This is a genomic window from Staphylococcus sp. B1(2026), assembly GCF_058895785.1.
Window position 1 is genome coordinate 1 of record NZ_JBZXTS010000077.1, and the last position, 3,278, is coordinate 3,278.

Annotated in this window: 4 protein-coding genes; all 4 read right to left on the reverse strand. The window is 29.9% G+C overall.

All coding sequences use genetic code 11. From position 1 onward, the window contains the following. Positions 1-276: 276 nt before the first annotated feature. The 4 genes from AC5EAH_RS07810 to AC5EAH_RS07825 all read right to left on the reverse strand — a co-directional run bounded on the left by AC5EAH_RS07810 (position 277) and on the right by AC5EAH_RS07825 (position 3,127). Positions 277-597, reverse strand: coding sequence for a hypothetical protein (locus AC5EAH_RS07810; RefSeq protein WP_493494219.1), 321 nt, complete (start codon positions 595-597; stop codon positions 277-279). 247 nt (positions 598-844) lie between these two features. Continuing rightward, a complete protein-coding gene (locus tag AC5EAH_RS07815; protein ID WP_493494220.1) occupies positions 845-2,323 on the reverse strand; it encodes a PTS transporter subunit IIC in 1,479 nt (492 codons plus the stop codon). Positions 2,324-2,333: 10 nt separating this feature from the next. Continuing rightward, a complete protein-coding gene (locus AC5EAH_RS07820; protein ID WP_493494221.1) occupies positions 2,334-2,639 on the reverse strand; it encodes a PTS sugar transporter subunit IIB in 306 nt (101 codons plus the stop codon). Further along, positions 2,636-3,127, reverse strand: a complete 492-nt coding sequence (locus tag AC5EAH_RS07825; RefSeq protein WP_493494222.1) for a PTS sugar transporter subunit IIA — start codon at positions 3,125-3,127, stop codon at positions 2,636-2,638. Before AC5EAH_RS07825 ends, AC5EAH_RS07820 begins: the two co-directional genes overlap by 4 nt. Positions 3,128-3,278 lie beyond the last annotated feature (151 nt).

Genomic DNA, 3,278 nt, shown 5'->3' on the forward strand with positions numbered 1-3,278 from the left:
TGATCGTATGACATTAAAATACAATATTTGATTTTTTTTATTTTTTGATTATCCACTTGACTGGTAGCAGTTCATAACGTATAGAAAAAACTATCTCTTTTTATTTACGTAACTATATATTATTCTAACAACCAAGATATGATTTCAAATACAAAAAAGGAGTAGAATTAACTACCCCTAAGAAGTCTAATTTTGATTTCACAAAAATTATTTTAATATTTTCAATACTTTTTTTATTTAAAAACCAAGTTTCACAACTTCTTCATAATGTAGAATTTATCCTTCAATTTCTACTTCATGATCTGGTGCTGGTGTTGGCTTTGGTGTTGGCTTTGGTGTTGGTGTTGGTGTTACAGTGTTAGGTTGTTTACATTTCACAACTACAACTTTACCACAACGTAACCAAACTACTCTATATACATATTTATACACAGGTACTTGATAACAGTATGTTGTTTGAATGTAACGTGTTGATGATTGAGAATAAAAATATCCTCCCGCTGCTTGTGCTTCTGATGGTGCACTTACTGATAAAGCACCTCCTAAAATTGCTGAAACTGCACCTAATTTTAGTGCTTTAAAAAAACTCTTCTTCATAAAATTCTCTCCTTAAATTTAAATTAGACTTCATTCTATTATCTTTCGTTTATATTGTCAATCATTTTTTTATTTTTATGTTAATTTTATATTATTTGTCTAATTATATAAATCATTACTTTTTTTATATAAACCCTACTTCTTTTTAAAAATGATTTAAATAAAAATGACCTCACCTTGCTTAATAAATTGCAATGTGAGGTTATCGTCAACTAAACTTTTTTCAGAAATTTAAACTTTAATTAATTCATATTTCCCCTTTTTCTACATAAGTTTGATTTCGTAACAACATTTGTTTACGATACCACATGAATAATATAATATAAACTATTAGAAAAATAGCACTTAATAAAATCGCTTTAATATCACCACTCGTGGCATTACCTAAAGTCCACCCTAATAATTTTTCTATCGGACCTTCTAAAGTAGCATGTGTAATTAATTGCGTTTGATTAACACCCTCTGGGAAAGCACCTACACCTTTAGCTAATTCTGTAGCAAATGGCGCAATTAATGTTCCAGACAATAAAAATAGTGGTAATAATAATGTACCAAATATAATCATTCTAATTAATTTACCACGAGTTACAACTAATAATGCAGGTGTTACACCCATAGCTATAATACCTGCCAGTGGTAAAATACCATTACCTACTTTAGAAAGCAATACCGCTTCAACTAACATAATAGGCGCTAAAATATTTGCACAGGCCCAAATTTCTGCACGACCTGCAATAAACGGCCAATCTAAACCAATATTAAATTGACGACCTTTTAAACGTTTCGTTGCAACATCAGTAATACCTTGTGATAACGGCTCTACTGCAACAACAAACCAAGAACCTATAATTGAAAATAACTCTAAGCACACACCAGCAGTTAACCCTAAAGATAACCACCCTTTAATGACTAGTGTCCAGTTACTTATTTCAGGCATGTCATTTATAGGATGTGGCGTCCCCATAATACCAATTACAATACCAAGTAAAAAACCTATAAAAAATTTAGAGCCCCAGAAACCAATTTTTTTATTCAATTTTGCTGCATCAAAATCATACTTATCCAACCATGGAAAGAATCTATCAAAAATTTTATCAAGAATCATAATAATAGGATTCATCATATAATTCATATGTGTTGAAGTCATTGGTGAAGAAGTAGGTGCATTTAACAAATCATCAAATGTAGGTTTCATTAAATCAGAATTAATAATTTTCATCACACCTACTAAAACAACCGCAGCTGTCGCGATGAAAAGTGCAACACCTGTACTAACATGATGTTGATCAGCATACCATTTTATTAATAAACCTGTTATCGATAAATGCCAAATATCAAATATATCTACATCTAAAGTATTTGTTTTTTTACCAATTAACATTATAATATTCACAATTAAAATAACCATTAAGAAATATAATGTCCATGGCGAGCCCCAAGTAATCGTTGCTAATGGTGCCCATCCTACATCAGTAATATTTAGATGAATACCTGTATTTGTTACAAATTTTGCTAAAGAATCAGAAAATGCTGTATTCAACATACCTATAATCGCACCGATACCCGTTAATGCAATGGCAAGTTTAATACCTCCTTCTAGTGCTTTAGAAAACTTAACTTTAAACAATAAGGCTAAAATAGTTAAAATGATCAACATAATAATGGGTCCCCCCATTGATAAAACAGGGGTGAATATCATATTAATTATTTCTATTAAGTTATTCATCTTTTACTCCTTAACTTAAATTATTTTGTTTAATCACTTCTTCAATCGCATCAAAAACAGGTGCACTCATTGCTGCTATTCTAAATAAAATAGCACCCGCCTCTACAATAGGAATATCCGTTTCAAAACCTAAATCAATTGCAGCAATAGGTGTGAATATATCATAACCACGCATCAATTCTTCATTAACATCTTTTACCATTACAGCATCACAATGCACTTGATACCCTCTTTGTGTTAACTCTTCTTCAATTGCATTTTTAATTTGATGACTCGTATTAACACCCGCACCACAGGCCGCTAATATTTTAATCATTTTATTTCCCTCCTAGTTATTCTTTTCATTAATTCATGATACAGTTCATCTCTATTATTCGTTTGAGATAATATTTTCAAATTATCTTCTTCTGTAAAAAAATCCATCAATTGTGCGAGAATATGACTTTGATTACCTTCGTTATGATTAATAATAAAAAAGATTAATGATACCTCTACCTCTTGATCAGGTAGTAACATATTATGAAATAACACAGGTTCTTCTAATTTCACCACTACAATCTTCTCTACTAAATTATGAATAACATCTGCATGTGGAATCGCTACATTAGGTAAATTTTTACCTAATGACACCATATCTAATCCTGTTGGATATAATTTTTCTCTATCTAACAAAGCGTTTTTATAACTTGAACGAACAATTTGCTTCTCTTCAAGTAGATTAGCAATATTAATAAAGAGCTCATTTTGTTGCGCAACTTTCATATATAAAACAAGTTCTTTATCAATTAATTGACTCAAATACATATTAACACTCCTCTCACTTTCTTTTGTAAACATTTACAAACATATATTAACATCAAAAGTAAACGTTGTCAAATATAAATACAAACATTTTCGAACATTATGCTGTATAAATTATATATTTTACTTATGTATCTATTGCGTAGTTCAAAAT

Excerpts from the sequence above, each read along its gene's own strand:
- AC5EAH_RS07810 (WP_493494219.1), bottom strand. The coding sequence starts at position 597 with ATGAAGAAGAGTTTTTTTAAAGCACTAAAATTAGGTGCAGTTTCAGCA.
- AC5EAH_RS07815 (WP_493494220.1), bottom strand. The coding sequence starts at position 2,323 with ATGAATAACTTAATAGAAATAATTAATATGATATTCACCCCTGTTTTA.
- AC5EAH_RS07820 (WP_493494221.1), bottom strand. The coding sequence starts at position 2,639 with ATGATTAAAATATTAGCGGCCTGTGGTGCGGGTGTTAATACGAGTCAT.
- AC5EAH_RS07825 (WP_493494222.1), bottom strand. The coding sequence starts at position 3,127 with ATGTATTTGAGTCAATTAATTGATAAAGAACTTGTTTTATATATGAAA.